Below are 26310 nucleotides of genomic sequence, written 5' to 3' on the forward strand. Positions count from 1 at the left end.
GACACCCCTTCTTTATCTTTGTGCCCAGGCAAGCCTGGCGGCCAAAAGCCCGAAAGCGGCAGCAAAGCTCCTGCGCATCCATTTCATGATGACGGGGCGATTGATGACGTTTTCACGCATGAGCCCCGCAAAGACGCCGTATACGATGAATACCACCTGTGTCATGAGCATGAAGGTGACAGAGAGGATGGTCATGGTCACGAGCGGCGTGGTGTCTTTGGGATCGATGAACTGCGGCAAAAAGGCCAGAAAGAAGATCGACAGCTTGGGGTTGAGGATATTGACCAGGATGGCGTCGCGGATGATTTTCAGGCCGGATGTCTTTTTCTGTGCTGTTGTTTCGAGAGCGAGGGTGCCTTTTTCACGAAGAAACTGCCATGCCATGTAGAGCAGGTACACGATACCGGCGTACTTGATGATGTTAAAGACAACGGCGCTGGCGTGCAGAATGGCTGTCAGCCCGAAAAGGACGGCCATCAGGTGGGGGATGATACCGAGGGTGCAGCCGATGGCGGCATAGGTATGCCGGCCTTGGGGCCGCGCGACAGTCCTGCGCCAAGGGTATAAATGACGCCGCCGCCGGGGGTGATCACGATGATGAAGGCGGTGATGAGGAATTCGATTGACATGGGATGTGTGCAGGTGTGTTTGCTGAAGGTGTCAGTGTAGCGGGTTTTGAGATTATGTAGAGAGTTGGAGTTGACTTTGAAAAAAGACAATAATGTTCTCTGCAAAATTGAAGTTGCATATGAGAGAATTTTATGGGGCGCTTTAACTTGCCCGATAAAATCTAAATGGAAATTATAGAAATTTTTTTTTAATCTTTTTTATTTTTAAGCCAAAGAACATACGCATCAATGAAATCAGTACAAAATTTTGCTGCGCCAAAACCTGTAGGATTTTTAGGAATCATTCCTTCTTGAGATTCAAGAACTTTAAAGAGAGCTTCTGTTGCTTGTTTTAGTTGCCAATCTGACATTTGATATCCTTTCATAAAGGTATTTTTAACCCCTATAATTATAATAAAACCCTGTTTTTTTATACAGCATTTCAAATTTGAATCATATAATATTAATTAGATACTGTTTTTTTATGATGACGGCTTTACCTTGACAGACACCGCCACTTCTACATTGCCACCTGATGCCGATGCTGCTCGTGAACCGGGAAAGCATGATGCGGCGGTTGCCCGGTTTTTTGATCCGGCGGGGCCTTTTGCGGAGACGATTGAGGGGTACCGCATGCGGCCGCTGCAGGTGGAGATGTCGCAGGCCATTGCCGCGGCGATTGAAAAAGGGGAGACACTGGTGGCCGAAGCCGGCACAGGAACGGGAAAGACCTTTGCCTATCTGGTACCCGCGCTGCTCTGGGGCGGCAAGGTGATTATCTCTACCGGGACAAAAAACCTGCAGGACCAGCTTTTCCTGAAAGATATGCCGATGGTCAGGAAGGCATTGAATGCGCCGGTGACAATTGCGCTGTTGAAAGGGCGGGCCAATTATGTGTGCCATCTGCACCTGGAGCGCACGCTGGACCAGGGGCGCCTGACGTCGCGTGCGGATGCGGGGTACCTGCGCTCGATTGCGCGATTTGCCAAGGCGACAAAGACAGGGGACAAGGCCGAGCTTGCCGAGGTGCCGGAAAATGCGATGGTGTGGAATATGGTGACCTCCACGCGGGACAATTGCCCCGGCGCGGAATGTGCGTATTACCAGGATTGCTTCGTGATGAAGGCGCGGGCCAATGCCCAGCAGGCGGATGTGGTGGTGGTGAACCACCATCTCTTTTTTGCGGATATTGCGCTGAAGGATTCCGGTGTGGCCGAGCTGTTGCCAACGGCCAATACGGTGATTTTTGACGAGGCGCACCAGTTGCCCGATACGGCGACGCTTTTCTTTGGTGAGCTGGTATCGACATCGCATGTGTTTGACCTCACCCGCGAGACGCTGGTGGAAGGGCTGGCGCACGCGCGGGATGCGGCAGACTGGGGCAAGCTCGTATCTGCGGTGGAAAAGTCGGCACGTGATCTGCGGCTGTCTTTTTCCGAGGATTATCTCAAGCTGGCAATCAACCAGGTATCAACGGAAAATCCGTTGTTTGAGCGGGTGGCTGATCTGGCGGCAGAGATCGGCAAGCTGGTGGATGTGCTGGACACGCAGGCCGAGCGGACCGAGATGCTGGCACTGTGCCGTAACCGGGCACAGCAACTGGCTGTCCAGTTCAGGACATGGTTTGATGAAGCCAAGGGGGAGGGTGACGGGGAGCATGTGTTGTGGGTGGAGGCGTTTGGCAATTCGCTCCAGTTGCACAAGACGCCATTGTCGATCGCAACGATTTTTACCCGCCAGCGGGAGGAAGGGCCGCCGCGCGCCTGGATATTCACATCAGCCACGCTGGCCATCCGGGAAAATTTCAATTATTTTGCCTCGCAGCTCGGGCTGGAAACTGTGCGTTCGCAGACCTGGCCGAGTCCTTTTGACTACGGGACACAGGGGCTTTTATATGTACCGGACAATATGCCGCAGCCCAATGCGCCTGCCTTTTCGGATGCGGTGGTCGATGCGATCCTGCCGCTGATTGAGGCGGCAGGCGGCAAAACCTTTGTACTGTGTACGACGTTGCGCGCCGTGGACAGGATTTCCGCACGCCTGAAAGCAGAGTTTGCGGCGCGGGGCTGGCTTTTTCCGCTTTTTGTGCAGGGGGAATCCAGCAGGACGGATCTGCTGGAACGTTTTCGGGATGCGGGCAACGGGGTGCTGGTAGGCAGCCAGAGTTTCTGGGAAGGGGTGGATGTACGCGGTGAGGCGCTTTCTCTGGTGGTGGTGGACAAGCTGCCGTTTGCACCGCCGGATGATCCGGTGTTGGCCGCAAGGATTTCGGTGCTGGAAAAGGAGGGGGGAAACGGCTTCATGGATTATCAGTTGCCCGAAGCGATCATGAATCTCAAGCAGGGCTCAGGCAGGCTGATACGTGACGAGACAGACCGGGGGGTGCTGATGATTTGCGATACGCGCCTGATCTCGAAGGGATACGGACGGCGCATCTGGCAGAGCCTGCCGCCTTTTTCGCGCACGAGGAGCCTGGATGATGCCTGTTTATTTTTCAGGGATAAAAAGGAGGAAGATGATGTCTGAAAAAACAGCGGGAGAAACGCCTGCAGCGAAAGGGGAGATATTGCAGGGGGTCGGCGGCTGGCTGGCTTTTCTGGTTATCTCGATGGGCATCTTAAGCCCGATCTATTCGCTTTATTCTTTTTTCCGTGGGACGACTGAGTGGCATGCCGCCGCCATTTTGATGCTGGTGATTAATTTGGCCGCCTGCGGGTTTTATGTCTATGGCGCCTGGCGATTGAACAGCCGGCATGTGTGGCGTTCGGTGCGTTTAGCGATCATCTGTTTGTGGGTGGGCGGCTTTCTTGCGACGGTTTTTCTTCTTCTTGTCGGGCTGATTTTCGGGGGATGGGCCGGGGTTGCCAGTGTGCTTTCCACCGATAAGGACGGCGTCAGGCAGTTTATCTACCCGACGGTATGGACGCTTTATCTGCTGCGTTCGGTCAGGGTGAAAAATACCTATCGCAGGGAAAGTGACAAGGAGGAACTGGCGCAGTACCTGGGGGTAAAGGAATAAGGGGGCAGGCTCAGAAACGATGGCAGAGAAAACGGAACTGAAAGGGGTCGGCGGATGGTTGGCCTTTCTGGTGCTTTCCATGGCGCTTTTAAGTCCTGTGCGGACGTTGTACGGGTATTACCGGGATGTGGTCGTCACCGAGCACAATATGGGGCTGGCAGGCAATCCGGTATGGGAAACGTATACGACGATCGTGCTCACGCTGGTAGTCATCAGCTGTCTGCTCTTTTTCCTGGCGGCGTACCGGCTTTACCGGCAGCATGTGTGGCGCTCGGTGCGCTTTGCGATTATTGCGATGTGGGTCGCATGCGCCGGGATGGATGCGGTAGGGATGGTTGCGCTTTACGTTGTCTTTGGCGGGGAATTTGCTGTCGTGATCTTCCAGAATGTGACGGGAGAGCTGATAAAAGGGCTGGTATACCCGACAATCTGGACACTGTACCTGCTGAAATCAAAACGGGTGAAAAATACGTACCGCAGGGAAACGGACATGGAAGAACTGGCGCGTCACCTGGGGGTCAGGGAAAAGTAAGGGGAGAAAGTGATGATAATGGGACGGGCAGGGATTTTGCTGCTGGCGGTTTTAGGGTTGGCAGGCTGTGCGGCGACGATACCGGGAAACGTGTATGACAGCGCGGGTGAACCGAGGGCACTTGGCGTTCATGTGCAGGTGAATTTTCCTGAAGAAGGCTGGAAAAGAGGACATGGTGACGATAAGAATATACTCGTGGAATTTACCCGGAGAAATGAAGCGAGTGTGGAAATGCTGATGCTTCAGGTGAATGCTTTTGATGAGAATGAGGCGAGATTCATGCTTCCGGTGGCAAATGCCGAACCACAGGAGGCACGCTATGTCATGTGGAAACGGACGATTGATTCACGCCCTCACACAAAGCTGGTTTTTGTCGCAGACACTGTGGTGCCAAGCGGGCGTCCTGCGGCCATGATTGAACTGGTGAGCCTGCCTTCCGGTTCAAAAGACGATGTCTATCTCCGTATGAAGATGCTGTATGTGTATGAAAAGGGACGGATGGTGGTGCTTACCTGCACTGCAGGTAGCGTGATGGAGAAAAAGGCAGGAGTGGATGTGCTCATGGAGAACATGATGACCCCTGTGTGCCAGCCGTATTTTGACAGCCTGCGGTTTGTGGATATTACGCCATAAATGATGAAAAAGCGCAGGAGCAGATAGAGGAACAGGTGGAAAAAAGATGCGGATGAAAGTTTTTTTAGTGCGCGCATTGTTGCTGGCAGGTGGTTTGATGTCGTCAGTGGTTTTTGCGCAGGAGCCGGTGACGTGGCTGGATACAACAGGTAATCCCCTGGCGAAGGGATTGCAGATGCGGATGAGTTATCCCCTGCGCGGGCAGCCATCGGATAGCCGTGACAAAGACGAGATACTGAGCCTGAATTTTCCAGGGAAGGAGGTGCTGGAGAGCCTGGAGATGAAGGTATATCTGATGGATAGCCGCGGCATGGGCGATATCTTTCCGGTCAAGGGGGCAAAGGACAGGAAAACCCGGCATGCCTATATCAAAAAGATATGGGGGGATGCGCATCAAAAAAACCTGTCTTCCATACAGGATCGTTTTGTTGACGGGCAGCCTGCCATCCAGTTTGATGAGTCCTTCTCTACCGGTGGGGATCGTCCGGTTTATCTCGTGCGCAGGGTGCTGCGTATTATTTACCAGGACAGGCTGGTTGACCTGGCATACAGCGTGGGAGGCCGGGCGGAAAACAGGAATCTTGTTGATGCGGTTTTTGCACAGGCAGAAGGGGGCCTTTTCGGGCAGAGTGTCGGCAGTATCCGTATTGCTGGCATCGAGTCTTCTGTTGCGCCCGTCATGACAGGGTTTGATTCGACGGGGCACCCCCAGGCAAAGGGGGTGGAAGTCAAACTGGTTTATCCGGAAAGCTGGCAGCTTTCACTGAAAGGCACGAAGAACACGGTCCTGTTTGCATCCATGCACCGGGGGGCTGTCACCGAAAAGCTGAATCTGGCTGTGTATGCAGCGCCGCCGGATGAGACAAAGGCGCTTTTTGATATCAAGGGATCGCCTGCTAAAAAGGTGAGGCAGCAAAAATGGCAAAAAATGCTGGAGTCTCCGGAGAAAAGGATCAGTCTTATTGACGATGTGACAGTCGATGGCCTGCCAGCCGTTCTCATGGAAAAGGTACCCGTCGAGGGAGGAAAGGCCATGGGGAGGGTGACGAAAAGCCGTGAAATGTTTATTCATCATCCGAAAGGGCTTGTTGCCGTAACCTGTGCGGTAACAGCGAATAATGGCAATCGCAAGGAACTGGAAAAGGCGTTTTCCGTTATGGAAAAGGGGGTGTGCCGCCCTGTTTTTGACAGCCTCGTTTTTGCCGACAAGCCACCGCCGGAAGCATCGGGCGCCGCACAGCCGAATGCAGAAACCATGACGCTTTTTGATACGGCAGGGCATCCTGTTGCGGGTATGGCACACTTGCAGGTTCGTTATCCAAAAAGCTGGCAATCGCATCCTCCTCACGAAAAGGATGGCCTTCTGGAACTGACAAGACGGCAGGATAATGTGCTGGAGATGATGGAACTGAAGATGGCTGATCTGAGCCAGGAGGATGCGGCTTCGATATTCGGCATGGAAGGCGGCTTAAGCCAGAAGACACGACTGGAAGTCGCCCGGAAATATATGAAGGATATGCGGGATATCCGGGTGGTTTCACTTAAGGATGTCACGGTGGATGGGCAGCCTGCCACTGTATGGGATTTTGAAAAAGTGCATGCCACCGGCAAGGTCACGCTTTTCGTAAGGGCAAAAGTGCTTATGGTTTATTACGGGGAAAAGCTGGTTTTTCTTAATTATATGGTGGGATCAAAGCCGGAAAACCGGGCTGCCGTTTTAAAGCAGTTTGCACAAGGGGAACGCAGTATTGTTCCTGCCTGTTTTGGCAGTCTGCGTTTTTTGAATAAAGCCGAAATGGCAAAGCAGGTAAAAGAGAAAAACCGAAAGGCGCCGGTTGTTTCGAATGCGTTTTCCCTGGTTGACGCGACAGGAAATCCACAGGCGAAAAACGCCAGGATCAGGCTGCTTATGCCTGCCGGGTGGGAAAGCAACCCCTCCCCGGCCCAGGATACGGTAGAAGAACGCGCCTCGCCTGACGGATTGCTGGTCAAGGGGATTACATTGAATGTGTACAAAATGGATGATGCCGCCAACCGCTCCATTTTTGCACTGAAAGGCGCTTTGCCGGAAAAAGAGCGGCGCGCCCACTTGCGCAAGCTGTACCAGCCGGGGCTGACATTGCTGGGATTTGATGCACAGGATACGGTTTTCAAGGGGCGGCCTGCCGTTTTGTCTGATCTGGCTGTATCGAGAAGTGCGGGCGGAATGCAGATGTATATGAAATCGCGCGTACTGGAAGTGTATGACGGTGAGCGCCGGATTACTGTACTGTGCTCCACGGTTGGCCCTGAGGAGATGAAAAAGGAGGTGGACGCGCTGCAGGTGGAGAATCTGGAAAAAAACTGCAATCCCATGTTTGAAAGCCTGGAATTTGTGGAGTAAGCCAGGCGCGGGCCTGCGTAAAAACGGGAGGAAGGAATGAGGCGGTTCTGGATATCAGTGGTTTTTGCCATTGGCAGCCTGTGGGCAGGAATGGTGCAGGCAGACGTGACGATGGCCATACCGAATGTGACGGGTGACCCGGCGGCGGATATCCGGTTTCGTGTGGTTTATCCTGACGGATGGGAGCCTGTGCCGACTGCGGAAAAAGGCGTGGTGCTGGCGCTGGGCCGCGGGGATGCAAATCTTTCCGAAATGCTCATGCTGCGGGTGGAGAAAATGACAGAGGAAGAGGCTGCATGGGTTTTTGCCGAAAAGGGCGGTATGACGCCGGAAGCGCGTTTGTCGCTGGCGCAGCGGGTTATTGGTGTGGCGCGGGAGGTGAAAGTGCTTTCGCTGGAGGATATCCGGATAGCGGGGCAGCCTGCCGTGCTCATTACAATGGAAGAACAGGTGAAAAATGCGGCCGGCACGTTTTTTCACAAGGAGATGATTCAGGTGGTCTGGGCCTGGGGACGGAAAATTACCCAGAATTATCTGGTAACCGGCCAGGTGGAAAACCGGGTGGCCGTGGTGAAGCGCTTTGCCCGGGGAGAAAGGGATGATCCCGGAACATTCATGGGCAGCCTGCATTTTCTGAACAAGGCACGGATGGAAAAAGCAGCGCCATAAGCGCCAACGGCAGGGTGAAGAGATAACAGGAGTGACGATGAAGACTATTTTTCCCAGATTGCTGATGACGGCAGGGCTTTTTGTGCTGCCTGTTGCTGCGATGGCTGCTGGCATGTCTGTCTTTGATTCGACAGGACAGCCCAGGGCGAAAGGGGTTCGGGTGCAGGTGGCTTATCCGGCGGGGTTTGAAAGCCGCGAGGATGCGGAGGCCGATGAGGTGCGGAAATTCACGAGGAAAAGCGGGGAGCTGGAGGAGATACTGATCCTGCAAGTCTTTCCTGATGTGTCTGAAAAGCGGGTGAAGCAGGCCATGCCGATACCCAGCGCGCTTTCCCAAAAGGAGCGGCATAGCCTGTGGAGGAAGATGCTGACCGGGAAAAACAAATGACTGCGGGATATCCGGGATACGAAGGCCCACGGGCGGCCTGGGGTCTTTGTTGCCGGGACGGATATCACGAAAAAACGGGGAAAACCGTATTACTCACAGATAGAGGTGCTGACTGTGTATGATGGTAAAAACATGATCATGCTCTCCTGTACGGTAACGGGTCCTGAAGAAAGGAAAGCGGCTGTTGACAGGCAATATGCGAAAAGCAGCAAAACGGCTTGTCAGCCTTTTCTGAAGAGCCTGCGTTTTATGGAAAATACGGGAGTGAACGGGCCGGAGGTGATCGAGAGGATGGACGATGAAATACTTCAGATGGATGATGGCGGTCCTGGCCCTCTTTGCCGCAGGAGTATCCGCCGCTGACGGCAGGGTTTTTGATACGGCAGACAATCCGGAAGCGCTCGGGCTGCATTTGCAGGTGAGCTGCCCCGGAAAGTGGAAGGTGTTAAAGCCGAAGGGCAATGTGCTTTTTGCTGCGGGATATGGGAAAGATAATGTGGCACAGGTGCTGGAACTGCAGGTAAATCCCATCACGCGGCAGGAGGCAGGGGCGCTTTTTGCGTTGAGACCGGGAGCGGACAGGAAAACGCGTGAAAGAGTGGTTGCGAGCTGTTTCAGGAAGCGCGCCGGGATGAAGTTGCTGTCATTTGACGATATGGTGGCGGGTGGATACCCTGCCGTTGTGGTGAATCTGGAACGGCCGGATGAGAAGGGGCCTCAGCCGATTTTCATGCGTGTCCAAAAGCAGATGGTTTATGCAGACGGGAAAATGGTATTGCTGAATTATATGGTCATGGCCCGCCCGGAAGACCGGGAGAAGGTGCTAAGGTATCAAAAAGAGGGTGAAGCGGGGGATGCCGGGATGTTTTTTGAGAGCCTGGTGTTCAAGGAGAGTACGCCGCAAAAGCGGCAGGAGGGTGGGAGAAAATGATGATGAAACGGCTGGCGGGGATGCTGCTGGTGATGGCGGGACTGTTTTTTTCAGGGTTGGCAGCAGCTGACGGGACGGTTTTTGATACAGCGGGCCATGAGAAGGTATCGGGTATTCGTATTCTGGTGACTTCTCCGAAAGGGTTTGGCGCACATGAGCACATGGATGGCTATGTGGTGCAGGAGTTTACCCGTAAAAGCGGGGAGTTGGAGGAAAACCTGATGCTGCAGCTTGTTGACCTGGATGAGGAGGATGCGAAGGCCGGTTTTGCCCTGCCAGGCTCACCACCGGCAGAAGAAAGGCAGCAGTACTGGAGAAGACCGATGGCGTTTTTGCCGACTGCGACAGTACAGGAGATAAGCGATGTGACGGCAGATGGCCGACCGGCTGTTTTTATGGCAGTTACGATGCGCCCTTCCGCTGAGGATGAGATGCGCTATGTGAGAATACAGACGCTGAATATTTATGATAATGGCAGGGGAGTGATACTCACCTGTAGCGTGAGTGGCCCGCCGTCAGAAAAGGCCGCAGTGGACAAGCTGTATGCGACCAGTGCAAATATGGCCTGCAAATCTTTTTTTGACAGCGTGAAGCTGTTGCCGGAAAAGCGCAGAGGGGACTGATGCCAAAGGACATGAATAGATGAACAGGGAGGATGCGTGATGATGAGAATAATAAGGCCAATGGTGCTGGCTGCGGCAGCTGTACTGCTGGCATCGTGCGCCACGACAGCGACTGACGGCTATGCAGTGTACGATACGGTTGACGAACCAAAGGCGCTGGGGATGCGGGTGCAGGTTTCGTATCCGGCTGACTGGACGATGGAGGAGGATCAGGCGCGTTCGACGATCATCCGGACTTTCCGCCATGAAGCGGATGGCTACAATACGCATCTGCTGTTGCAGGCGATGGCGCTGGGCGAGGATGCCGGGATTCTTTTCGGGGATGAGGCGGGGTTTGACAATTCTCCCCGGCGGGCAAAATGGATACATGTGCTGGGCAGTGTCTCGGGAACACAGGTGGGTGGCCTGAAGGCGTTAACGCATGCAGGAAGGCCTGCTGTCATGGTTGACCTGAAGGTGAACCGTACGGGCGCACAGTCAGAGACGTATCTGGCCAGCCGTATGCTGATGGTGCAGGACAAGGGCAATATGCTGATACTGACCTGCGGTGTCAGTGCGTCAGCGTCTGAACAGGAAAAGGTTGATTCGCTTCAGAGAATCCATGAGGATGGCCTGTGCCGCCATTATTTTGACAGCCTGAAATTCATGGAATGATCTTTTTTTCTTATCGGAAAACCGCGCTCGGGTGGTGAAGTGAACGCTTAATATTGGACATTTCCTGCGGTTATTGAAATGGCCTGAGTACGGTATTGCCTAGATAGTGTCTACATGAGATATAAGGCATAAAAAACCCTCTGTTTGCCAGATGGCAGATGTTATGAAGCGATGATCATTATAGGAAGACCACCCTTTAACAGGAGATTCCATGAGACCAGCGTACAGACGTCACGACATATCCGACCAGGCCTGGGCTTTACTTGAGCCCCACCTTCCAGGACAGCCTGGTCAATGGGGCAGGATAGCCAAAGATAACCGCACCTTCATTAATGCTGTATTCTGGATATTACGCACAGGCGCCCCCTGGCGTGATCTTTTGCCGGAGTACGGAAAATGGGGAAGCGTTCACCAGCGCTTCATCCGCTGGCGCGACAAGGGCATATGGGAGCGCCTGCTGGAAATCCTGATAGATGAGCCTGATTTTGAATGGCTTTTGATAGATGCAAGTCACATCAAGATTCACCCCCATGCTGCTGGTGCAAGAGGAGGCAACCAGGGCATGGGGCGCACAAAAGGGGGCTCAACTCAAAAATACATCTGGCCGTGGATGCGAATGGTATGCCGGTCAGATGTCTTGTCACATCGGGTACCGTTGCAGATTGTACGCAGGCTTCACGGTTAATGGATGGGATATCCCCTCGCCATCTGGTGGCGGATCGGGGTTATGATTCAAACGCCATTCTTGACCATGCAAAATCCCGCAACATCATACCGGTCATACCCCCAAAAAGGAATCGCAAGGTGCAAACAGACTATGATCGGCAGATTTATCAGAAGCGTCACCTGGTGGAAAATGTCTTTCTTTATCTCAAACGCTGGCGGGGTATTGCCACAAGATACGCAAAAAATCTCGCGACATTTGCCGCCGCTGTGCAGGTGCGCTGTATCTCTCTTTGGCTGAATGCATTAACCACACTCAAGTAGACGCTATCTAGGGCTCAGGCCGTTTAAATTCAGTTTTATCCGTTCATTGTTGTAGTCGAAGATATCCGATCTGGCCTGCGCGCAAGATCTGTAAACACGCCTGTTAACCCGTTCCCGTTTCAGCGGGCCAAAGAAGCGCTCCGCTGCGGCATTGTCTGCACAACTGCCAACGGCGCTCATGCTGCAAATGAGATTGTGTTGCTTTAAAAAATGCTGATATTCATCGCTGGTGGCGCAAGGCTTTCCAGATACGCGGACTTCCCATGACCCCATCGCTTTGCTGATGCAAGGCTTTTATGTGTTTGCCAAGCCTCTGGTTGTCCTGCCGGCGTGCACTGGATACTCGCGATTTCCACGCATAGTAATCGCCTGGCGAAATATTCAGGCAACGGCACATCAGCCGGATGGGATAGTGACGGCGGCAGTGTTCTATCGTCTTGTCTTTCACTTCGATTCTTTCGCGAAGAAGACTGCCGCGTCCTTTAAAAAATCACGCTCCTTTTTGACCTGGGCAAGCTCTTTTCGCAATCGCGCCAATTTTTCATCACGCGGATTCCCAGATTGCCAGCAACCTGCCGAATCGACTGACCGCTGCTTATAACCAGTTGAACCGCTTCATGTTTGTACTCCGATGTGTATTTGCGTCTTGTTTGCATGACACTCCTCCTGCCTTATTATCGGCTCTTTTTCAAAGTGTCCATCATGCAGGGGGAAAACCCTACCCATCGTGCGCCGCACTGCGTTTGGCACACGCTACACATTCCGGCAGAGAAAGAGTAGCCACCTGTATCCTGTGCATTAGCCTTAGCATGAGAAGATACCCTGCTAATATCTGTATCACTATTAGCAGGCAAGTGCGTTACGGCGAAGCCGATGAGGTGATGAGTGGCTGGAGCAGGAGCGGTTCTGTTTGAGCCCCGAAGGGGCGAGTTAAGCGCGACGCCCCTGCCGCGAAGCGCCGAATCAGGAATCCCCCGCATAGCGGGGGACGAGAAGTCCGCACAGCACTTTTTGCGTTTTTTTGCTGCCGGGCCAGTGGGGTAAGAACGAGCGCAGCGAGGACAAAAAGATCGTTGCCGTGGGTCAATCACCCACTTTATGAGATGAAATCGAGAGGAAATCTGATCGTAGGGTACCCGACACACGACGGGTACTGTCATGAAGAGAATTAACTGCAACGGTTAGGGTATGATAGCGGCTGTATTCGGCAAAACAGGAAAACGGAAAATGAAGGTAAAAGCACAGGCTCATCACAGTGTTCTGATAAAGGCAGGCGTGCTTTTTCTGGGATTGGTGTTTTCAGGCCCGGCGGTGATGGCGGCCAGTCCGACTGCTGCCCAGGAACAAAGTTATGACCGGGAGCAGTACGTTCGCTCATTCAATTCCTTGCAGCGCGCAGCGGCCAGAGGTGATGCGAGTGCCCAGGTTGGGCTGGCGATGATGTACCGTATGGGCAGGGGTGTCCAGAAAGATCCGGAAAAGGCGCTGGCCTGGTACCGGCGGGCTGCCGAGCAGGGGTATGCGCCGGCCCAGTACAACCTGGGGGTGATGTATGCCAAGGGTGAGGGCGTCAAAAAGGATGAAGCGCGGGCCGCTATCTGGTATAAAAAAGCGGCCGGGCAGAAAGACCCGATGGCGCAATACAATCTGGGCATGATGTATGCCGAGGGGCGCGGTGTGACACGCAATTTGCAGCAGGCACTGGCCTGGCTGATCAATTCCGCCGAGAATGGGGACCCGCAGGGGCAATTTGCCCTGGGCGTGATGTATACCCGCGGTGAGGCTGTTGAGAAAAATGACCAGAAGGCGTTTTCCTGGTATGAGAAGTCCGCCGCGCAGAATTATCCGGAAGGGCTGTTGGCTGCCGGGCTGTCTTACGGGCTGGGCAGGGGTGTCGCACAGGATGTGGACCAGAGCGTGAAGCTGATCAGCCGTGCTGCAGCCCTGGGCAATGCCGAGGCACAGTTCCAGACCGGGATGATGTTCGAGACAGGATACGCTGGCTTGAAAGATATCCAGCAGGCGATTGCCTGGTATGAGCGGGCAGCACAAAGCGATAGTGTAAAGGCCATGCTGCGGCTGGGCGCGCTGTATGGCGACGGGATCGGGGTGGCTGCTGATCCGCAGGCATCCCGCAGCTGGTATGAAAAAGCCGCTGCAAAAGGGTCTGAAGAGGCGAAGGCAAAGCTGGCGGCCCAGCCATGATGCTACCGCTCTGGTAGCGGAATAGCCCTGCTGATATATCACAATCAATCATTTGATATATCAGATGTATAATACAGCTTTAAGAACATGATGCACGATTTTCCATGGGAACCAATAATCCAACTCACAAAGCAACCTCAGCCGGGGCAGGAATAACACGTACCGCGCATGGCATGGTGCTTCCCGTGCTGGTGGCGGTGACGATGGGGCATCTCATCAATGACCTGATCCAGGCTGTGCTGCCCGCAATTTATCCGATGCTCAAGGTAAACTATCATTTGAGTTTTTTTGAGATCGGTATTATTACGCTGGTTTACCAGGTATCGGCTTCGCTTTTGCAGCCTCTGATCGGCTGGTATTCTGACAGGCGCCCGCAGCCATGGCTGTTGCCTGCAGGCATGGTGTCCATTCTGGCTGGTGTTGTCCTGTTGGCTTATGCGCAGACTTTTCCGCTGATCCTGGTGGCATCGACCCTGATCGGCATCGGCTCATCCACTTTTCATCCGGAAGGTTCACGCGTGGCGCTGATGTCGTCCCCCGGGCGCTTCGGGCTGGCCCAATCGACTTTCCAGGTGGGAGGCAATGCGGGGAGCGCACTAGGACCGCTTTTGGCTGCTGCTGTCGTGATTCCTTTCGGGCAGACGCATGTGGTGTGGTTTGCGCTGCCGGCGGTGGTTGCCATTGTCCTTTTGCATTATGTCAGCCGCTGGTATAGCCAGCAGAGCGGGCTTTTCTGGAAGCGCGGGGGGCAGGCGTTGACACCTGTGCATTCCAGACAACAGATTCTTCTGGCGCTGGGCGTACTGGGCATGCTGGTTTTTTCCAAGTATGTTTACATGGCCAGCCTGCATAATTTCCTGACGTTTTACATGATGGAGCGCTTCCAGGTGTCGATAGGGGCATCACAGATTTATCTTTTCCTCTTCCTGGGCGCAGTGGCGGCAGGTACTTTCCTGGGCGGGCCGATTGGCGACCGTTTGGGGCGAAAGGCGGTGATCTGGTTTTCTATCCTTGGCGCGGCACCCTTTGCCCTGATTCTGCCTTATGCCGATCTTTTCTGGACGGCGGTGCTTACCGTAGTGACCGGTTTTATTCTCGCCTCGGCCTTTTCTGCCATCATTGTTTATGCGCAGGAGCTTATCCCGGGCAATCCGGGCCTGATCGCCGGCGGCTTTTTCGGACTGATGTTTGGCATTGGCGGTATTGCGGCGGTCTTTCTCGGCTGGATGGCTGACCTTGAAGGGATTGTCACCGTTTATCGGCTTTGTGCTTTCCTGCCACTTTTGGGCATCCTGACCATCTTTTTGCCTTCGCAGGAAAAATCCCGTCTCCCTGAGTGATCGCGGCCTGATGCTGCGATACAATAGGGCAGCCTGGCAACAGGCTGCCCTTTTTGCGTTGTTAAGTTCGGTTAATTCTTGTTAATTATTTATAAAATGCTGAAAAACGCGTTAATTATGCCTTTTTTCTTTTTTGTGTGTTCTGCGGGCGCGTGGGGGCAGGATAAAGCGGAAAAGACGATTGCTGATGTGAGACTGGAGGAAAAGGCCAGCGCAGGTGATGCAGATGCGATGTACCGGCTGGGCGTCAGGCTTGCCAGCGGGGAAGGAAGCATACCGGATGCGTTTGCAGCGGTGAGCTGGTACCAGAAAGCTGCGGTAAGGGGGCACGCTGCTGCACAGCATGCCCTCGCTCGAGCGTATGAGATCGGGGAAGGGATCACAAAGGATGAAGAGACGGCGCTGGGCTGGTATATGCTGGCAGCAAAGCAGGGATATGCGCCAGCCCAGAATAACCTGGGGCTGATGCTTCGTGATGGCAGGGGAGCGGGGCAGGATGGGGAAAAAGCGGTTTTCTGGCTTGAGGCCGCCGCAAGGCAGGGCAACGCCTATGCCCAGCTTAACCTGGGTAACCTGTATTACGATGGCAGCCTGGTGAAGCAGGACCTGGCCAAAGCCGGGCGGCTTTTAGAGCTGTCTGCCAGGCAGGGTGAACCGCAGGCGCAATTCAACCTGGGGACGATGTATCTTACCGGGAGAGGGGTGCCGCAGAGCGCTCCCCATGCGGCACGTTACTTTCATCTTGCTGGTGAGGGAGGGGATAAGGAGGCGCAGTTCAACTATGGCCTGATGCTGGAATACGGCAATGGGGTGCGGCAGGATTTTACCGAGGCAGCCCGATGGTATGAAAAGGCGGCAAACCAGGGCTATGCCGCTGCGCAGACCTCACTCGGAAAATGTTATGCGCGCGGGATGGGTCTCGAGCAGGATGTTGCCAAAGCCATGCACTGGTATACGAAGGCGGCTGATCAGGGAGACGCGCAGGCAATGTATCTTGTCGGGACCATGTATGAAAAGGGCCAGCTGGCCGAAGCAAGTGATGAAAAGGCGCTCATCTGGTACAAAAAGGCGGCGGAAAAAGGACTGGACCGCGCGCTTTTCATGGTGGGCACTTTTTACGAAGCAGGCCGGGGGGTGGCTCCTGATGCCAAAGCCGCGCTAAAATGGTACGGGATGGCTGCCGAGGCAGGCATGCGGCAGGCACAGGTGAAGGCTGGCCAGCTTGAAGCTCGCCTGGGTGCAGTGCCGCAGGCGGTATCCGGTGATGAAAAAAGCAGCAATGCCGTCCCGGCAAATGAAAAACAACGCGAAGGAGATGGGAGTCAATGAGGCAACAGCTATCCGGTAAAGACCAGTCTAAAAGCAGCAGGATGGGTATCAGGGGTGTTTTGCTTGCAGCAGTCCTTTTCCCCCTTGCGATGGCAGGTGCTTTTGCCCAGTCACAATCACAGGGACAGTATGTGGATGACTATGCGTCGGGCATGAAACTCTACAAGGAAGGGCATTATGAGGAAGCGCTGTCGCATATCCACAAGGCCGCTTCCGAGGGCCGCCAGGAGGCGCAATACCAGCTTTGCCTGATGTTCAAGCGCGGGCAGGGCATGAAAGCGCCGGATGCCGGCGAGGCATATGTCTGGTGCAAGAAATCGGCCGATCAGGGGTATGGCCCGGCTGAACATGAGATGGCTTCGAGTCTTCAGACAGGCTGGGGCGTGGCAAAGGACCCGGCAGCGGCGCTGGACTATTACCTGAAGGCTTCCAGGCAGGGCGTACCCGAGGCGCAGTATGCGCTGGGGCTTTTGTACGAGTTTGGTGATGGTGGTGTGAAGCAGAGCTATTACCAGGCTCGCACGCTTTACATGTGGGCATCCGGCAAGGGGTATTCTCCTGCCACGTACCGTGTGGGCACGTTGTACGAGGAAGGCAAGGGGGTAAGACCCAGCATGGCGGCAGCGCTTTTGTGGTACCGGAAGGCTGCCACCATGGGCAATGAGGATGCACTGGCCCGCCTGGAAACCATGAGAAAGCAGGAAGAGGAAATGGATGCGGCCGCACGTGCCGCAGACGAGGCGGAGAGGGAAGCAGCAAGGGCAGCGAAGGAGGAGGCTGCGCAACCGCAGCAGGGGCGGCCATAGCGCGACGGCGAAGCGTATTTTTTACCCTTCGCTTGTTGGGTTCTCTGCGATGAGATGCACCTCGAGATGGGTTCATAAGGTGGGTGGCTGACCCACGGCAGGTTACTTTTTCTTGCCACAAAAAGCTAACCAAAAAAGGCACCGCAACCCCTTGCCCCGCCAAAGGCGGGGTACCCGTGACAGCTCGTCGTGACAGGGACGGCAGCCGGAACTCGCTACGCTCAAACAGCCGTCTGCGAAGCTCCAGTCGCTCCTCCCTGTCCCGGCTACGGTGCAATCGCGGACTATAGAAGAGAAGTGACACCACTACGTGGTGTGAGATGCCTCTGCGTTGCAGACAGTATGGCAGCGAAGCTGCCTTGAAAAGTCGGGCATAGCGAGGAATCGTAGCGTGTGCTGAGCCTGTTGCGAAGCGCACGAAGCCATTGCTCCAGCAAAAAAGAGGATGCCCGTTCTTGCCGAGCGCTCATCGTGCGCCGCATTACATATGAACTATACGACTTTGGCTGATCAGTGATATGCGCTGCGCGTTGGATAAAAACCAGTTTGAGGTGGTTTACCAGCTGATACTCAACCTGATTTCAGGCAGGATAGACCATGCCGAGACGCTTATCCGATGGCATCATCCTGCACGGGGTGTGATCGATCCTGCTGAATTTATCCCACTGTCAGAAGAGACGGGCATTATCCAGGAGTTCAGCGACTGGGTCTTCCTCCAGGCGGCCAGGCAGGTCAGGAAGTGGCGGACATTCATACTGGACTTCAGGATGGGGCTGAATATTTCCCCGGTTCAGTTCAAAAAGAAGGGATAAATATCAATGCCTGGATTGATTACCTGAATGGTCTCGGGCTTTCTCCTGAGGCCATTATTATTGAAATCACCGAGGGGCTGCTCCTGGACGTCAACGACAGTATTGTCCATCAGCTGTTGAAGTTTCGCGATGCGGGCATTTCGGTTGCTCTGGATGATTTTGGAACCGGTTATTCTTCCCTTTTCTATCTGACCCGCCTGGATATTGATTATGTGAAGATTGACCGGAGCTTCACCCGCAATATTGTTCATAACAAGGATGACAGGACACTGTGCGAAGCGATGACGGTCATGGCGCACAAGCTGGGTATGCAGGTTATTGCAGAAGGGGTGGAATGCCAGGATCAGCTTGATGTCCTCATGTCGATGGGCTGTGATTATGTGCAGGGTTTCAGGGTGTCAGAAGCATTGAGCGCCGAAGAATGTGAAAAATTTCTCCCCTATCCGCCGGACCGGATAAGCCGGTCGTCCTTGCCCTGATAACCTCTTTTTCCTTTTTCCGTCATTCGCCTGAAAAAATGACGAAATCCGCAAGAGGTGAGACAATGGGAACCGGAATCAATCAACAACCTGCGGAAGGCCAGCTTGACGTACAGTGTTCGGGAAATTTTCTATACCCTGCAAGGCGAGGGTGCCCAAAGTGGCCGTCCTGCTGTGTTCTGCCGTTTTTCGGGATGCAATCTCTGGTCCGGGCGTGATGAGGACCGCCCGACGGCCGCCTGTCGCTTCTGTGATACGGAATTTGTCGGAACGGATGGGGAAAACGGCGGGAAGTATACCGGCAGCGGTATGCTGGCTGACCGTATAGCGGCGTTGTGGCCGGACCCGACTGTACCGGCAAAGTATGTGGTTTTCACAGGGGGGAGCCGCTTTTGCAGCTGGATAAAGCCCTGATCAATGCCATGCACGCGCGCGGGTTCGAGGTGGCCATTGAGACAAATGGCACGATAGCAGCACCCGCTGGCGTTAACTGGATATGTGTGAGCCCCAAGGCAGGTGTACCGCTGGTTCAGGACTTCGGGAATGAATTGAAGCTGGTCATACCGCAAAACGGCCAAAATCTGGCAGACTATGAGCATCTGGCATTTGATCATTTTTATCTCCAGCCGATGGATGGGGTTGAGCGGGATAAAAATACGGCACTGGCGGTTGAGACATGCCTTAAGCATCCCCGCTGGAAGCTGAGTCTGCAGACACATAAATATTTGCAGATTCCATAAAGGAAGGGAGAATAGAACAAGATATGCTGACGATTACACGAAAACTCGAATTCGACGCCGGGCACCGGATTCCGAATCATCGGAGCGAGTGCCGTAATGTGCACGGCCATCGTTATGTCATGCATATCACACTGACAGGCAAAGTGCAGGAAAAGAAGGGTTCCTCTTCAGAAGGGATGCTGCTGGATTTTTCCGATGTGAAAAAGCTCGCCGAAACCCACCTGGTTTCCCATTGGGATCATGCCTTTCTGGTGTATGAGCACGATACGGCGGTGCGCCAGTTTTTAGACAGTCTGCCCGGCCACAAAACCGTTGTTGTCGACCGGATACCGACAGTTGAGAATCTTGCGCAGATTGCGTTTGATACGCTCAAGGACGTCTATGAGACACATTATGATTCCGGCCTGACATTACAGAGTATCAAACTGTATGAGACGCCCAATGCCTGGGCGGAAGTCACCTCATCTTCGCTGTAGTCTCTCAATGGGTAGCGACCAGGATTTCATGCGGCTGGCCCTTCTTGAGGCAGAGAAAGCGGGCGCAATCGGTGAGGTGCCGGTTGGGGCGGTGATTGTGAAGGATGGCAAGGTCGTCGCAAGAGGGCACAACCAGCCTGTTTCCGGCCATGATCCGACGGCCCATGCGGAAATCATGGCGCTCAGGGAAGCCGGACAGGTGCTGGGTAATTACCGTCTGCCGGCATGTGATCTGTATGTTACGCTTGAACCCTGTGCCATGTGTATCGGGGCGATGATTCATGCCAGAATCCGGCGTGTGATTTTCGGGGCACATGATCCAAAAACCGGTGCGGCCGGCAGTGTGATTAATCTTTTTGAAGAAAAAACGCTTAATCATCATGCCACGGTAACCGGTGGCATTTTAGCGTCGGATTGTGCACAGTTGCTGAAGGCGTTTTTTGCCATGCGAAGAAAAGAAGCCAAAACACCTTCGCTTTCCGGGTAAGGCCAAAATCCCCTTGGCAATATAATTTCAGGAAATATTGTTTCAGGTTCAAAAACAGGTTTATGCGTAAAAACACGACAGGTATTGCCATTGTTGCGCCGGGAGGGTATGCCCCGGACAATGATGCTGTTGAGCGCGCTATCGCGGAGCTGGAGGCGCAGAATTGCCGTGTTTACAATTATTACCAGCATGCCGAGCGCTCCCAGCGGTTTGGCGGTAATGATATCGCCCGGTTGAGCCAGATACAGGCAGCGGCTTTCAACCCGGATGTGGATGTCGTTATTGCCCTGAGAGGCGGGTATGGCATGTCACGCCTGTTGCCGCACCTGGATTTTGATATGTATGCGTCCAGTGGTAAGCTTTTTGTGGGACACAGTGATTTCACGGCATTTCAGCTGGCTTTTCTGAGAAAAACCAATGCGATCAGTTTTGCCGGCCCCATGATCTGTAATGATTTCACGCGTGACGACAAGAGTGAATTTACCCTCAGCCATTTCTGGAATTGCCTGAATGGTCCGGACTATGCTGTCGAGTGGAAAGCCGAGGAAAATCCCGAAGTGGATGTGGTCGGGACACTCTGGGGCGGTAATCTGACCATGATTACACAGCTGCTTGGCACCCGGTGGATGCCAAGAGTTGAAGACGGCATTCTTTTTATTGAAGATATCAATGAGCATCCATACCGTATTGAGCGGATGCTTCTGCATCTTTATCACGCCGGTATTATTGCGACTCAGCAGGCACTGGTTTTCGGGGATTTTTCCGGGTATTCCGTGACAGAATATGATAACGGGTATGACTTTGAATCCATGCTGGACTGGATTCGTTCCCATATCCCGGTTCCTCTTGTTACGGGATTACCTTTCGGACATATTCGTGACAAGGTGACATTGCCTGTCGGCGCCTACAGCCGTCTTGTTTCCGACAGCGGAACCGTCAGGCTGAAAGTGGCGGCCTATCCTACGCTGGAAAGTCTGAAACAGCGATAGGAAGCTTTTTTCTGGTTAATGCAGTAATGGAAAGTTTCTTTGGCATACTGAAATCTGAAGGCTGCTGCTCTTCGGATTTTACTGATATACAACAACTGAAATCCGCAATAAATGCGTATATCCATTACTGCAACAATGAACGGATAAAACTGAATTTAAACGGCCTGAGTCCGATGCAATACCGTACTCAGGCCATTTCAATAACCGCAGGAAATATCCGATATTAAGCGTTCACTTCATGGATGCCGACTTTTTCTTTTCCCTCTTTTCATACAAACCGGTCAGTACATGCCGGATTTTACTGCTTTTTTCTCTATATACGGATGAAATGCTTCGGGGGCTTTGATACAATGGGCGGTTTTATGTTTTACCCATTGGAGGAGTACGGTGCTGTCTACAGCCAATATTACGATGCAGTTTGGCGCCAAGCCGCTTTTTGAAAATATTTCCATGAAATTTGGAGAGGGGAACCGCTATGGCCTGATCGGGGCAAATGGCAGTGGAAAATCCACCTTCATGCGTATTCTCGGCGGGGATCTGGAACCTTCGTCCGGGACGGTAATGCTGGATTCCAATGAACGGCTGGGCAAGTTGCGCCAGGATCAGTTTGCCTATGAGGAAATGCGCGTTCTGGATGTCGTGATGATGGGGCATACCGAAATGTGGCAGGCTAAAGAAGAACGCGATGCGATCTATGCCAATCCGGATGCAACCGATGAGGATTATATGAAGGCGGCGGATCTTGAAGCGAAGTTTGCCGAATATGATGGCTATACCGCAGAGGCGCGTGCCGGTGAGTTGCTGATGGGTGTCGGTATCGGGATTGATTTGCATGAAGGCACCATGAGTGCGGTAGCGCCGGGGTGGAAGCTGCGTGTTCTTCTGGCACAGGCGCTTTTTTCCAATCCTGACATCCTGCTTTTAGACGAGCCAACCAACAATCTTGATATTCACACGATCCGCTGGCTGGAAAATACGCTGAATGAGCGTGACTCAACCATGATCATTATTTCGCATGACCGTCACTTCTTAAACCAGGTATGCACGCATATTGCCGATATGGATTACGGCACGCTGAAAGTCTATCCGGGCAATTATGACGACTATATGATGGCGTCTGCCCAGGCACAGGCCCAGATCCAGGCGGCCAATACCAAGGCGAAGGAGCGCATAGCCGAACTGCAGGAATTTGTCAGGCGTTTTTCTGCCAACAAATCCAAAGCCAGACAGGCAACATCACGTGCCCGCCAGATTGAAAAGATCAAGGTGGAAGATGTGGTGCCATCCAGCCGTTCACATCCCTATATCCGCTTTGACGGCAGCAGGAAGCTGCATCGTCTGGCTGTTGAGGCACAAGGCCTGTCCCATGCCTATGACCGGGCCATTTTCACGAATTTCAACATCATGATTGAAGCGGGAGAAAAAGTCGCCATCATCGGTGCCAATGGTGCCGGTAAAACGACGTTGCTGCGCGCTATCGGCAGTACGGTATGTGATATGGCCGCCCACAGTGGTACTGTCAAGTGGGCTGAGCATGCTGATATCGGCTATATGCCGCAGGACCCGTCAGATGAATTTGAAAGCGGGTTGAATCTTACCGAGTGGATGGGGCGATGGACAAAAGAAGGAGATGACGACCAGGCTGTCCGTTCCATTTTAGGCCGGCTGCTTTTCAGTGGTGATGAGGTGAGAAAGCCGGTGAAGGTGCTCTCAGGCGGTGAAAAGGGTAGAATGATGTATGGCAAACTGATGCTGGGGCGCCACAACGTGATGCTGCTTGATGAGCCGACCAACCACATGGATATGGAATCCATCGAATCATTGAACATCGCACTGGATCGATATGCTGGCACATTGATTTTTGTTTCGCATGACCGTGAATTTGTTTCGTCTTTAGCTACCCGCATTCTTGAGGTGAAAGACGGGCAGGTGATTGACTTTAAAGGCACCTATGAAGAGTATCTGGCCAGCCAGGGGATTGAATAGTTGCGTAAACCTTGTGATGCCGGTTTCTTTGGGAACCGCTGATTAAAAGGTTTTGAGAGCGAATTGCTGCGTTACGCGGTGCTCGCAACCGTCGCCTGTCTGAAGGTATGTCCTGGTTGCTGCGCGCCGTGCGCCTTGCACTTCATCTCCCAAAATCATGTAATCAGCGTTTCCTTTGCGATTATTTGCTGCAAACAATGGCCGGATATGCGATAGTAAAACCGTGAATGACTTTTGCCTGTGATGAATATGCTTAACCCGACAGACGCTGAATATATCAAGGAAGTCGAGTATGATCTTCCGCAACGCGAAAGTGGCGCAGTCAGCATTGCCTGTGCGTGGGCGCGTGTTCCGCCCGAACCGACACAGTCGGAAAAAGCGGAGATGAAAGAAAAAATCCGTCGCCTTCTCAAGGAAAAAGAGGCGGTGCTGGTTGCCCATTACTATGTGGACCCTGATATCCAGGATCTGGCTGAGGAAACGGGCGGATGCGTTGCCGACTCACTGGAGATGGCCCGTTTCGGACGGGACCACCCTGCAAAGACCCTGTTTGTTGCCGGTGTGCGCTTTATGGGGGAGACAGCCAAGATGCTGAGCCCGGAAAAGCGGATTTTCATGCCGGACCTGGATGCCAACTGTTCGCTTGATCTGGGATGCCCGGTCGAGGAGTTTACAGCCTTTTGTGATGCGCATCCGGACAGGACGGTCGTAGTATATGCCAATACCAGTGCGGCGGTGAAGGCGCGGGCCGACTGGATGGTGACATCATCCATCGGACTGGAAATCGTTGCGCATCTTCACGCTCAGGGTAAAAAAATCATCTGGGGGCCAGACCGGCATCTGGGCAGTTATATCCAGCAGCAGACAGGCGCTGATATGCTGCTCTGGCAGGGGTCCTGCCTGGTGCATGATGAATTCAAGGGGGCTGAACTGGAAATGCTCATGGAAAAACATCCAGAGGCCAAAGTGCTGGTTCACCCCGAGTCGCCTGCTGCCGTCGTGGCACTGGCCGATGTGGTGGGATCGACATCCCAGATTATTGCCGCTGCCGTGAATATGGACGCGCCGGAATTTATTGTGGCCACAGACAAGGGTATTTTCCACAAGATGCAGCAGGCAGCCCCCGGCAAAGTCCTGATTGAGGCGCCTACAGCGGGTAACAGCGCCACCTGCAAGAGCTGCGCGCATTGTCCCTGGATGGCGATGAATTACCTCTCCAATTTGCTGGAGGTCATCGAGACGGAAAAAAATGAAATCCACGTCGATCCGGCGATCAGGGAAAAGGCGGTGACCAGTATTGAGCGAATGCTGGATTTTGCGGCCAGGCACAAGGCAAGAGTACAGCCCAAAGGCGATCTTTCGGCTGAAGGACAATTATTTTCTGGAGTAGGTCCGGCATGAGCAGCAATCTGAAAAATCCGTTTGCGCCACTTGATATGGAACTGGAAAGAGCCATGGCCGCCAGTATTGATGCGGCGCTGGAAGAAGACGTCGGGTCAGGCGACCTGACCGCATCGCTTTTGCCGGAAAGCCGTATTGTCAAGGCACATGTGGTGGTGCGTGAAGAGGCGGTATTATGCGGCGCGCCCTGGTTTGATGCACTGATGGAGAAAATCGACAGTCGTATCAGTACGGAATGGCACTTTGCCGAAGGTGATCTGATGCCGGCGTATACGGAGGTTTGCCTCATCCATGCACCGGTGCGTTCGCTTCTGACAGCGGAACGCCCCGCACTCAATTTCCTGCAGTTGCTCTCGGGTGTGGCGACACTGACACGGGAATATACCCGCCTGATTTCCGGCACGCGTTCCAGGATTTATGACACGAGAAAGACCCTTCCGGGGCTCAGACTGGCACAGAAATATGCCGTGCGCGTGGGTGGCGGAGAAAACCAGCGCATGGGGTTGTATGACGCCATCCTGATCAAGGAAAACCATATCGCTGCGGCAGGCGGCATCCGTCAGGCTATTGACGCTGCCCGCGCCGAAAACAGCCGTGTGCCGGTACAGATTGAGGTGGAAAACCTTCAGCAGCTGGAAGAAGCGCTGGCGGCCGGTGCCAAATCCATCCTCCTGGATAATTTCGGGGTTGAGATGATGAAAAAGGCGGTCAAACGCACGGCGGAAAGGAAAACACCGGCAGAGAAAGACAGCGAGCGGGCTGTTCTGGAAGCTTCCGGGGGTGTGAATACGGCAAATGTGCGCCTGATTGCGGAAACCGGCGTGGATCGTATTTCGGTGGGCGAATTGACCAAGAGTGTCAGGGCAACGGATTATTCTCTGCGCATTGTTCCCGGAAAGTAGCCTGTCGGCCGACTGGATATGAAGCCACAGAAGAAGCTGCTCAGCCAGCGTCATCCCGCTTTCTATTTTATTTCTGTCTGGGAAAAGCGGATCAGGCGTTATGTCCGATGAATTTCCGATGGCAGGAAGTATGCCTCCCGGCTCGTAAAGGAAACCCTGCCGCATCGTATTCGCGAACATCAGTCTGTGCTGCTTCGCCAGCTTGGCAAAAGCGAAATGCAACTCCAGATCAACAAGGTGACAAACCTGAGGCTGGCGGTAAAGCATCTTGACGGCATTGTGATCCGTCCGGGTGGGGTTTTTTTCTATTGCCGGCTGGTCGGACGGCCAACAGCGGCAAAAGGGTATCTGCCCGGTATGGAACTGTCATTTGGCGAGCCGACAACCGGAATTGGCGGCGGTATCTGCCAGATTGCCAATCTGATTCACTGGCTGGTTCTTCATAGCCCGCTGACTGTGACAGAGCGCCACCGGCATTCTTTTGACCCCTTTCCGGATGATGGCCGGGTGGTTCCCTTCTGAACAGGCGCTACCATCTTTTTCAATTATCGTGACTACCCGTTCATCAACAGAACGAAACAGACTTTCCAGCTGCGTATCTCGCTGTCTGATAAATTCCTGCATGGTGAACTGTATACCGATGCCGCGCCGGATTATGACTATCGTGTCTTTGAGCGGGAACACCAGTTCCTGAAGATTGGTTAGACTTTTTACCGCAAGAATGAAATCTGGCGTGAAAACCGCTCTTCCAAAGACTCATCAGAAGAACTGCTGACGAAAAATTTTGCGCGGGTGATGTATGTGCCGGCAGAATTTACCGAGGCGGATGCCAGTGCGCTGACATCCTTTCAGGACTGACTTCACATTCCCTTTTTTCGCTTTGCCTGCCGGGTTTTCTGCGTTCCCGACGCAGAATATGACGAATCATTGC

The 26310-nt window shown here is 53.6% G+C and carries 27 protein-coding genes and 3 pseudogenes; 26 read left to right on the top strand and 4 right to left on the bottom strand.

The window, feature by feature from the left end:
* Nucleotides 1-12: 12 nt before the first annotated feature.
* The 3 genes from NB640_RS10395 to NB640_RS10405 form a co-directional block, all read right to left on the bottom strand.
* Complete coding sequence (locus tag NB640_RS10395) at nt 13-477, bottom strand: LysE family translocator (protein WP_269308635.1); 465 nt, start codon at nt 475-477, stop codon at nt 13-15.
* The gene (locus NB640_RS10400; RefSeq protein WP_269308636.1) at nt 477-629 is read right to left on the bottom strand and encodes a hypothetical protein; all 153 of its coding nucleotides are present in this window, start codon (nt 627-629) and stop codon (nt 477-479) included. The genes NB640_RS10395 and NB640_RS10400 overlap by 1 nt, the downstream gene beginning before the upstream one ends.
* Nucleotides 630-817: 188 nt before the next feature.
* Nucleotides 818-979 carry a hypothetical protein gene (locus NB640_RS10405; protein WP_269308637.1) on the bottom strand — a complete coding sequence of 54 codons (162 nt, stop codon included), beginning with the start codon at nt 977-979 and terminating at the stop codon, nt 818-820.
* Between the two features lie 130 nt (nt 980-1109).
* On the opposite strand from NB640_RS10405, the gene NB640_RS10410 reads away from it, so the two are divergent.
* The 11 genes from NB640_RS10410 (at nt 1110) to NB640_RS10460 (ending at nt 11427) form a co-directional block, all read left to right on the top strand.
* A complete protein-coding gene (locus NB640_RS10410) occupies nt 1110-3134 on the top strand; it encodes an ATP-dependent DNA helicase (protein WP_269308638.1) in 2025 nt (674 codons plus the stop codon).
* Complete coding sequence (locus tag NB640_RS10415; RefSeq protein WP_269308639.1) at nt 3124-3627, top strand: DUF2569 family protein; 504 nt, start codon at nt 3124-3126, stop codon at nt 3625-3627. Before NB640_RS10410 ends, NB640_RS10415 begins: the two co-directional genes overlap by 11 nt.
* A gap of 19 nt (nt 3628-3646) precedes the next feature.
* Nucleotides 3647-4159 carry a DUF2569 family protein gene (locus tag NB640_RS10420; RefSeq protein ID WP_269308640.1) on the top strand — a complete coding sequence of 171 codons (513 nt, stop codon included), beginning with the start codon at nt 3647-3649 and terminating at the stop codon, nt 4157-4159.
* A gap of 12 nt (nt 4160-4171) precedes the next feature.
* On the top strand, nt 4172-4792 hold the full coding sequence (locus NB640_RS10425; protein ID WP_269308641.1) for a hypothetical protein: 621 nt from the start codon (nt 4172-4174) through the stop codon (nt 4790-4792).
* Between the two features lie 52 nt (nt 4793-4844).
* Nucleotides 4845-7175 carry a hypothetical protein gene (locus NB640_RS10430; protein ID WP_269308642.1) on the top strand — a complete coding sequence of 777 codons (2331 nt, stop codon included), beginning with the start codon at nt 4845-4847 and terminating at the stop codon, nt 7173-7175.
* Between the two features lie 36 nt (nt 7176-7211).
* On the top strand, nt 7212-7844 hold the full coding sequence (locus NB640_RS10435) for a hypothetical protein (protein WP_269308643.1): 633 nt from the start codon (nt 7212-7214) through the stop codon (nt 7842-7844).
* 37 nt (nt 7845-7881) lie between these two features.
* A complete protein-coding gene (locus NB640_RS10440) occupies nt 7882-8232 on the top strand; it encodes a hypothetical protein (RefSeq protein WP_269308644.1) in 351 nt (116 codons plus the stop codon).
* A gap of 298 nt (nt 8233-8530) precedes the next feature.
* The gene (locus tag NB640_RS10445; protein ID WP_269308645.1) at nt 8531-9163 is read left to right on the top strand and encodes a hypothetical protein; all 633 of its coding nucleotides are present in this window, start codon (nt 8531-8533) and stop codon (nt 9161-9163) included.
* The gene (locus tag NB640_RS10450) at nt 9160-9786 is read left to right on the top strand and encodes a hypothetical protein (RefSeq protein WP_269308646.1); all 627 of its coding nucleotides are present in this window, start codon (nt 9160-9162) and stop codon (nt 9784-9786) included. Before NB640_RS10445 ends, NB640_RS10450 begins: the two co-directional genes overlap by 4 nt.
* A 39-nt stretch (nt 9787-9825) precedes the next feature.
* Nucleotides 9826-10440: a hypothetical protein gene (locus tag NB640_RS10455; RefSeq protein ID WP_269308647.1), complete on the top strand. Its 615-nt coding sequence runs from the start codon at nt 9826-9828 to the stop codon at nt 10438-10440.
* 211 nt (nt 10441-10651) lie between these two features.
* Nucleotides 10652-11427 (top strand): IS5 family transposase gene (locus NB640_RS10460; RefSeq protein ID WP_408637928.1). Its coding sequence is split into 2 segments (ribosomal slippage): nt 10652-11024 and nt 11024-11427, totalling 777 coding nucleotides; the frame shifts between segments, so codons are not numbered across the junction.
* A gap of 3 nt (nt 11428-11430) precedes the next feature.
* On the opposite strand, the pseudogene NB640_RS13065 reads toward NB640_RS10460, so the two are convergent.
* Nucleotides 11431-12083 (bottom strand): annotated as a pseudogene (locus tag NB640_RS13065) (transposase).
* A gap of 571 nt (nt 12084-12654) precedes the next feature.
* Here NB640_RS13065 and NB640_RS10470 point away from each other — a divergent pair.
* From NB640_RS10470 to NB640_RS10540, 15 genes and pseudogenes are all read left to right on the top strand, one after another.
* The gene (locus NB640_RS10470) at nt 12655-13632 is read left to right on the top strand and encodes an SEL1-like repeat protein (protein ID WP_269308649.1); all 978 of its coding nucleotides are present in this window, start codon (nt 12655-12657) and stop codon (nt 13630-13632) included.
* Nucleotides 13633-13736: 104 nt separating this feature from the next.
* Complete coding sequence (locus NB640_RS10475; RefSeq protein WP_269308650.1) at nt 13737-14972, top strand: MFS transporter; 1236 nt, start codon at nt 13737-13739, stop codon at nt 14970-14972.
* 117 nt (nt 14973-15089) lie between these two features.
* The gene (locus NB640_RS10480; protein WP_269308651.1) at nt 15090-16301 is read left to right on the top strand and encodes a tetratricopeptide repeat protein; all 1212 of its coding nucleotides are present in this window, start codon (nt 15090-15092) and stop codon (nt 16299-16301) included.
* Nucleotides 16298-17107, top strand: a complete 810-nt coding sequence (locus tag NB640_RS10485; RefSeq protein WP_269308652.1) for a tetratricopeptide repeat protein — start codon at nt 16298-16300, stop codon at nt 17105-17107. Before NB640_RS10480 ends, NB640_RS10485 begins: the two co-directional genes overlap by 4 nt.
* 518 nt (nt 17108-17625) lie before the next feature.
* On the top strand, nt 17626-17919 hold the full coding sequence (locus NB640_RS10490) for an EAL domain-containing protein (RefSeq protein ID WP_269308653.1): 294 nt from the start codon (nt 17626-17628) through the stop codon (nt 17917-17919).
* The gene (locus tag NB640_RS10495; RefSeq protein WP_269308654.1) at nt 17847-18398 is read left to right on the top strand and encodes an EAL domain-containing protein; all 552 of its coding nucleotides are present in this window, start codon (nt 17847-17849) and stop codon (nt 18396-18398) included. The genes NB640_RS10490 and NB640_RS10495 overlap by 73 nt, the downstream gene beginning before the upstream one ends.
* Nucleotides 18399-18503: 105 nt before the next feature.
* Nucleotides 18504-19138 (top strand): annotated as a pseudogene (gene queE / locus NB640_RS10500) (7-carboxy-7-deazaguanine synthase).
* A 23-nt stretch (nt 19139-19161) separates the two neighbouring features.
* Nucleotides 19162-19614: a 6-carboxytetrahydropterin synthase QueD gene (gene queD, locus NB640_RS10505; RefSeq protein WP_269308655.1), complete on the top strand. Its 453-nt coding sequence runs from the start codon at nt 19162-19164 to the stop codon at nt 19612-19614.
* Nucleotides 19580-20101, top strand: coding sequence for a tRNA adenosine(34) deaminase TadA (tadA, locus tag NB640_RS10510; protein ID WP_408637929.1), 522 nt, complete (start codon nt 19580-19582; stop codon nt 20099-20101). Before queD ends, tadA begins: the two co-directional genes overlap by 35 nt.
* A gap of 62 nt (nt 20102-20163) precedes the next feature.
* The gene (gene ldcA, locus NB640_RS10515; RefSeq protein ID WP_269308656.1) at nt 20164-21090 is read left to right on the top strand and encodes a muramoyltetrapeptide carboxypeptidase; all 927 of its coding nucleotides are present in this window, start codon (nt 20164-20166) and stop codon (nt 21088-21090) included.
* An 11-nt stretch (nt 21091-21101) separates the two neighbouring features.
* Nucleotides 21102-21317: pseudogene (locus NB640_RS10520) on the top strand (IS3 family transposase); the annotation flags it as partial.
* Between the two features lie 160 nt (nt 21318-21477).
* Nucleotides 21478-23076 carry an ABC-F family ATPase gene (locus NB640_RS10525; protein WP_269308657.1) on the top strand — a complete coding sequence of 533 codons (1599 nt, stop codon included), beginning with the start codon at nt 21478-21480 and terminating at the stop codon, nt 23074-23076.
* Between the two features lie 243 nt (nt 23077-23319).
* Nucleotides 23320-24477: a quinolinate synthase NadA gene (gene nadA / locus NB640_RS10530; protein WP_269308658.1), complete on the top strand. Its 1158-nt coding sequence runs from the start codon at nt 23320-23322 to the stop codon at nt 24475-24477.
* On the top strand, nt 24474-25379 hold the full coding sequence (gene nadC / locus NB640_RS10535; protein ID WP_269308659.1) for a carboxylating nicotinate-nucleotide diphosphorylase: 906 nt from the start codon (nt 24474-24476) through the stop codon (nt 25377-25379). The genes nadA and nadC overlap by 4 nt, the downstream gene beginning before the upstream one ends.
* Nucleotides 25380-25595: 216 nt before the next feature.
* Entirely contained in the window at nt 25596-25901 is a 306-nt protein-coding gene (locus tag NB640_RS10540; RefSeq protein WP_269308660.1) for a VanW family protein, read from the top strand.
* Nucleotides 25902-26310: the final 409 nt, after the last annotated feature.

This window comes from Oxalobacter vibrioformis, assembly GCF_027118995.1.
Classification (GTDB): Bacteria; Pseudomonadota; Gammaproteobacteria; order Burkholderiales; family Burkholderiaceae_D; genus Oxalobacter; species Oxalobacter vibrioformis.